The organism is Streptomyces sp. NPDC058662, assembly GCF_042716255.1.
GTDB lineage: Bacteria > Actinomycetota > Actinomycetes > Streptomycetales > Streptomycetaceae > Streptomyces.
This window is the reverse complement of sequence record NZ_JBHXRU010000024.1, coordinates 69,362-75,226: the sequence shown is the minus strand read 5'-3', so window position 1 is coordinate 75,226 and position 5,865 is coordinate 69,362. Positions and strand designations below refer to the sequence as shown.

5 protein-coding genes are annotated in these 5,865 nt (G+C 76.8%); 4 read left to right on the top strand and 1 reads right to left on the bottom strand.

The features are described 5' to 3' along the window. Positions 1–407: 407 nt before the first annotated feature. Genes ACFWUQ_RS12050 through ACFWUQ_RS12040 form a run of 3 tightly spaced genes read left to right on the top strand, consistent with a single transcriptional unit; the run spans position 408 to position 2,812 of the window. The gene (locus tag ACFWUQ_RS12050) at positions 408–1,655 is read left to right on the top strand and encodes a sensor histidine kinase (protein ID WP_384536379.1); all 1,248 of its coding nucleotides are present in this window, start codon (positions 408–410) and stop codon (positions 1,653–1,655) included. Beyond that, a complete protein-coding gene (locus ACFWUQ_RS12045; RefSeq protein WP_384536377.1) occupies positions 1,652–2,272 on the top strand; it encodes a response regulator in 621 nt (206 codons plus the stop codon). Before ACFWUQ_RS12050 ends, ACFWUQ_RS12045 begins: the two co-directional genes overlap by 4 nt. A gap of 36 nt (positions 2,273–2,308) precedes the next feature. Beyond that, positions 2,309–2,812, top strand: coding sequence for a hypothetical protein (locus ACFWUQ_RS12040; RefSeq protein WP_384536374.1), 504 nt, complete (start codon positions 2,309–2,311; stop codon positions 2,810–2,812). A gap of 1,124 nt (positions 2,813–3,936) precedes the next feature. Here the strand turns inward: ACFWUQ_RS12040 and ACFWUQ_RS12035 are convergent. Beyond that, positions 3,937–4,614, bottom strand: a complete 678-nt coding sequence (locus tag ACFWUQ_RS12035; protein WP_384536371.1) for a pentapeptide repeat-containing protein — start codon at positions 4,612–4,614, stop codon at positions 3,937–3,939. A gap of 402 nt (positions 4,615–5,016) precedes the next feature. On the opposite strand from ACFWUQ_RS12035, the gene ACFWUQ_RS12030 reads away from it, so the two are divergent. Next, positions 5,017–5,865 (top strand): zinc-binding dehydrogenase (locus tag ACFWUQ_RS12030; RefSeq protein ID WP_384536391.1); only part of this gene is annotated, 849 nt, incomplete at its 3' end.

Genomic DNA, 5,865 nt, shown 5'->3' with positions numbered 1-5,865 from the left:
CCCCGCCCCGCCCACCGCGGCGCGGGGCTGACGGGGCCGCACCCCCCCCCCCCCCCCAGCTCCCCCCCCCGCCCCGCCGGCCCGCGCGCCCCAGGGTCCGCGCCGGAGCCCCATCCAGCCCCGCCGGCGCTTGGGGCGCAGGGCCCGCGCCGGAGCCCCATCCAGCCCCGCCGGCATTTGAGGCGCGGGGCGGGGGGCGGAGCCCACAACCAGCCCCGCCGGCGTTTGAGGGGCGGGGACCCGGCCCGGGACCGGCAGGCCCCCCGGCCCCCCGCCCCGGAACCCGGCAGGATGAACGTACGCACCACCTCGCCCCAGGAGCCCCCGTGAGCGCCCCACCCCCACCGCCCCCACAACCCCCGCGCCCAGCCACCACGGACCCCGACACCCGCGTACTCACCGCGGTCATGCACACGGCCTTCTTCCTGCTCCTCGGCGCCTCGGTGGCACGCTTCCTCCTGCGCCACCCCGGCGAACCCCGCACCCCCTGGGTCATCGCACTCAGCATCACGTTGGCCCTGCTGTACGTACTCGGCCCGGCCGTCGCCACCCCCCGCCCCGGCCCCCCCAACACCACCCGCCCCACCAGCACCGGCGCAACCAACCCCACCGCCCCCACCGCAAACGGCGCCTTCGGCGCAACCGCCCCCAGCCGCCTCCCCTGGCTCGCCCTGATCGTCACCACCTGGGTGGTCCTGGTCGTCCTCGCGCCGAGCTTCGCCTGGTGCGCCGTACCGCTCTTCTACACGGCCCTGCGCACCCTCCCCCCACGCGCCGCGATCGTCCTCGTCGCCCTCCTCACCGTCTTCGTCGTCACGGCCCAACTCCAGCTCTCCGACGCCTTCGACCCCAACCTCCTCCTCGCCCCGCCCGCCGTGGCCGCCCTCGCCACCGCCGTCTTCGTCCACATGGAGCGCCAGACCCTGGCCCAGCGCGCCCTCATCGACGACCTGCTCCGCACCCGCCGTGAACTGGCCGCCACCGAACGCCGCGCGGGCACCCTCGCCGAACGCCAGCGGCTGTCGATGGAGATCCACGACACCCTCGCCCAGAACCTGTCCAGCCAGCGGATGCTGCTCCAGGCCGCCGACCGCACCTGGGACACCGACCCCGGCACCGCCCGCGCGCACGTCCGTACCGCCACCGGCATCGCGGCCCGCGGCCTCGCCGAGGCGCGCCGGCTCGTACACGACCTGGCGCCGTCCGAACTCGCCGACGGCGCCGGTCTCGCCGGCGCCCTGCGCGGGCTGGACGCGGGCCCGGACATCGAGGTCCGCTTCCACCTCGAAGGGGCCCCGGTCCCGCTCCCCGACCGCGTCCAGTCCGCCCTGCTGCGCATAGCCCAGGGTGCGCTGGCCAACGTCCGGGAGCACTCCGGCGCCGGTACCGCCGCCCTCACCCTGAGTTTCCTGGGGGACCAGGTGGTCCTGGACGTCGCCGACGACGGCCACGGCTTCACCGGGACCGGCGTCGAGACCACCCCCGCGACCAGCACCGCGAGCACCCCCGCCACCGCCACGGCCCCCGACCGCGGCCACGGCCTCCCCGCGATGCGCGCCCGCGTACGCCAGCTGGGCGGCACCCTGACCATCGAGTCCACGCCGGGCGAGGGCACCGTCCTCTCCGCGTCCGTCCCCCTGGAGGCCACCCGATGACGACGATCCTGCTCTGCGACGACCACGTGGTGGTCCGCGCCGGACTGCTGGCCCTGCTCGGCAGCGAGCCGGACATCGAGGTGCTGGGCGAGGCCGGCAGCGGCGAGGAGGCCGTCGCCCTGGCCACCCGGCTCCGCCCCGACGTGGTCCTCATGGACCTCCAGCTCGGCGAGGGCATCGACGGCGTCGAGGCCACCCGCCGCATCACGGCCCTCCCCGAGCCCCCGCACGTCCTGGTCCTCACCACGTACGACACGGACGCGGACATCACGCGGGCGATCGGCGCGGGCGCGACGGGCTACCTCCTCAAGGCCGAACGCCCGGAGGAGCTCTTCGCCGCCATCCACGCGGCTGCCCAGGGCCGCACCACGCTGTCCCCGCCCGTCGCCAGCCGCGTGATGGCCCGCATGCGCGGCACCCGCCCCACCCTGACCGACCGCGAGCTGGACATCCTCGGGCAGCTGGCCCGGGGGCTCGGCAACCGGGAGATCGCCCGCGCCCTGTTCATCAGCGAGGCCACGGTCAAGACCCACCTGGGCCGGATCTACGACAAGCTCGGTGTCGACACCCGCGCGGGCGCCGTCTCGGTGGCGAAGGAGCAGCGCCTCCTCCCGTGAACGGAGCCGCCGGCCGGCCGTGACACCATCGGGTACGTGCTCGACATCGGCTACTCCCTCTCCCGGCGCTTCCCGGACCCCCCGCAGACCGACTACCGCTCGGCGGACGTCCACTCCCTGCGGCACGACCTGTTCTGCGGGGACGTCTACCTCGCCGACACCACCGCCGACCGGGAGGTGTCCACAGCCTGGGGATGGGTTCCGGTCCTGGACTTCGCGTGGGCGCTGTGCGACATCGTCGAGCAGCTCGACCGGGATCCGCGGGGGAACCGTTCGGCCAACCGCCAGTTCGCCGAGCTCGACTTCACCGAGTCGACGGACCGGATGCTGTTCGAGCGCCGCTTCGGCTGGGTCGACGTCGAGGCCGACTGGATGCCGCCGGAGGAGGCCCCGCTGACCTTCAGCCACCGCCTGCTGCGCCGCGAGGCCCGCGACTTCCTGCACGACCTGGTCGCGGACTTGACCGACATGCACGACGGCCTCGCCGAGAACCCGGCCATCTGGATGCTCCAGTCCCGCTTCCCCCGCGTCCCAGCCTGACCCCCTGCGGGGACGCCCGCCCAAAACCCCACCCCGACCACCCGACACGCCCCGGGCCCCGCCCCCTACGCCCGCACCACTCGGCGCAGCCCCACCCCTACGGCCGCACCATGCGGGCACGGGCCCCGCCCTCTACGGCAGCACCCCCGGGCACGGGCCCCCCAGCCGACAGCACCTGGCCGGGGGCCCCGGCCTCTAGGGCAGCACCACCTGGCACGGGCCCCGGCCCTACGACAGCACCACCCGAGCCGGGACCCCCGCCAACGGCACCACCCGGCGCCCCGTCCCCCCGCCGTACGACCTCACGCGGACCCGGTGCGGAGCCCGGCCCTACGGCCGCACCACCCGACCTGGACCCCGTCCCCCGGCCGCACCACCTGGCGCGGAGCCCCGCCCTACGCCAGCACCCCCCGCCACCCCGTTCCTGGCCACCCGGCACGGAGCCCAGCCCTACGCCAGTACCGCCGGGCGTGCCCGGGACACCAGCTCCGCAACACCATCCGGCGCACACACAGCCCCGCAGCGCACCGGCGAGCGCGCCCGGAACGTCCTCCCCCGGCGCACCACCCGGCGCGGAGCCCGGCCCTACACCCGCACCACCCGGCCTGGCCCACAGCCCTGCGGCCCAACCAGCACCCAGCAAGCGCCCCCGGTACCCGCACCTCCGGCGGCACCGCCCAGCGCGCCCCGGACACCAACCCCCCGCAACACCATCCGCCGCGCACGCACAGCCCCGCCGCCCACCGGCGAGCGCCCGGAACCCCGTCCCCCGGCTGCACCACCCGGCGCGGAACCCGGCCCTACGGCATCACCACCCGGCAAGCGCCCCGGGACCCGCGCCTCCGGCCAGCGCGCCCGCGACACCGGCCCTCCGCAACGCCATCCGGCGCGCACGCAAAGCTCCGCAGCGCACCGGCGAGCGCCCGGAACCGCCTCCGCGGCAGCACCACCTGACGCACTCCCGAAGCTGCCCCCCGGCAGCATCACCGCGGCGCCCGAACCTCCGCCCCGCGCCGCCCCGCAGGGCCGTACGACCCGGCGCCGCCGCTCCGCGGCACGGGCGCCCGGGGCCCCGCGCCCGGCGGGTGGCGGGCCGTACGGCGTACGGGGCGTGGCCCGGCCGGCTACGCCACCACCCGTACGCCCAGCTGCGCCGCCATCGCCGGCGCGAGCTCGAACAGCTGACCCGGGCTGATCACCGCCCCCGCCAGTGCCTCCACCCCCCGCGCGATCTCCAGCGCCGTGACCCCCCGCAGATCCACCTCCGTCATCCGCACCCCGCTGAAGTCCGCGCCCCGCAGCGCGCAGTCCCGGAACTCCACCCGCTCCAGCACCGCGCTCGCGAAGTCCGGCTCCACCAGGACGCAGCTCTCGAAGACCACGTCCTTGAGCCGCGCCATCCGCAGGTTCAGGTAGTCGATCTTGCCGCCCCGGACCACGACCCGCTCCAGCACGGCGCCGTGCAGCTGCACCCCGCCCAGCCGGGCGTCCAGCAGCTCCACATCCCGCAACGAGGCCCCGGACAGGTCGGTGCCCACCCCCCGGACCCCGTCCAGCACCGAGTCCAGGAAGCGGGCCTTGGCCAGCCCCGCCTCGTCCAGCACGCAGCGCCGCAGGGCGCAGTCCATGAACCGCGCGCCAACCCCCTCCTGGCCCGTCAGGTCCAGGTCCGCCAGCTCCAGCCCGTCGTAGTCCCCGTCCGGTTCCAGACCCCCGCCCGGCCACGGCGCCAGCTCCGGCAGCCGCACCTCCACCCGCCGCGCCGCCTTGACCGTCTCCGGACGCTGCTCTTTACGCACCATGGCCCCATCGTGGCCGACGGCTCTGACAATCCCCGCCGTTGACCTCAACGGCACTGGAGGTCGCAGCCTTGCCCCATGCCCACCACCCCGCAGGACACCACCACCCCCGACCCCACCCCCGCCGCGCCCACCGACACCCCCACTCCCGCCGCCACGCCCACGCCCGCCACGCTCACCGACACCCCCGCCGGCACCACCACTCCCGCCGCCACGCCCACGCCCACCGTGCCCACCGACACCACCGTCGGCGCCACTACCGCCACCACACCCGCCGCCGATACCCCGTCAGCACCACCACTCCGGCCGCACCCGCCGCCGCGCCCGCCGCCACCCTCGGCACCCCAGCCGTGCCCGCCACCCCCACCGACACCCCCACTCCCCCCGGCCGCGCCCCCCACCCGCATGCACGCCGTCCGCCTCCACGCCTTCGGCCCCGCCGAGAACCTCACCTACGAGCGCACCGCCGCCCCCGTCCCGGCCCCCGGCCAGGTCCGCGTCGCCGTGGCGGCCGCCGGGGTGCACCTCCTCGACACCGCGCTCCGCGAGGGCGTCCGGGGCCCCGCCCCCGCCCTGCCCGTACTGCCGACCGTGCCCGGCCGCGAGGTCGCCGGCACCGTCGACGCGCTCGGCCCCGGCACGGACCCGGCCTGGCTCGGGCGCCGGGTCGTGGTCCACCTCGGCTTCGCCCCCGGCGGCTACGCCGAGTACGCCGTCGCCGACGCCGCCCGGCTGCACCCCGTACCGCCCGGCCTCGACCCCGCCGAGGCCGTCGCCATGATCGGCACTGGCCGAACCGCCCTCGGCATCGTCCAGTTCGCCGATCTCGGCCCCGACTCCGTCGCGCTGGTCCCCGCCGCCGCCGGCGGCATCGGCACGCTGCTCGTCCAGTACGCGCGCAACGCCGGCGCCACCGTCGTCGCCCTGGCCGGCGGCCCCGCGAAGACCGCCCGCGCCGACGCCAACGGCGCCCACCTCGCCCTCGACTACACCGCACCCGGCTGGGCGGACGCCGTACGCGCCCACCACCCCGACGGCGCCACCGTCCTCTTCGACTCCGTCGGCGGCGCGACCGCCCGTACCGCTCTCGACCTGCTCGCCCCCGGAGGCCGCCACCTCGTCTTCGGCTGGTCCGAGGGCCCCCTCGACCTCACCGACACCGAACGCGCCGCCCTCACCGCCCGGGGCGTCACCACCCGGTCCGTACTCGGCCCCGCCCTCCTCGAACCCGTCGGCGCCCCCGACCCCCTGCGC

Coding starts and splice junctions, on each gene's coding strand:
- ACFWUQ_RS12035 (WP_384536371.1), bottom strand. CDS start 4,614: ATGGTGCGTAAAGAGCAGCGTCCGGAGACGGTCAAGGCGGCGCGGCGG.
- ACFWUQ_RS12045 (WP_384536377.1), top strand. CDS start 1,652: ATGACGACGATCCTGCTCTGCGACGACCACGTGGTGGTCCGCGCCGGA.
- ACFWUQ_RS12050 (WP_384536379.1), top strand. CDS start 408: ATGCACACGGCCTTCTTCCTGCTCCTCGGCGCCTCGGTGGCACGCTTC.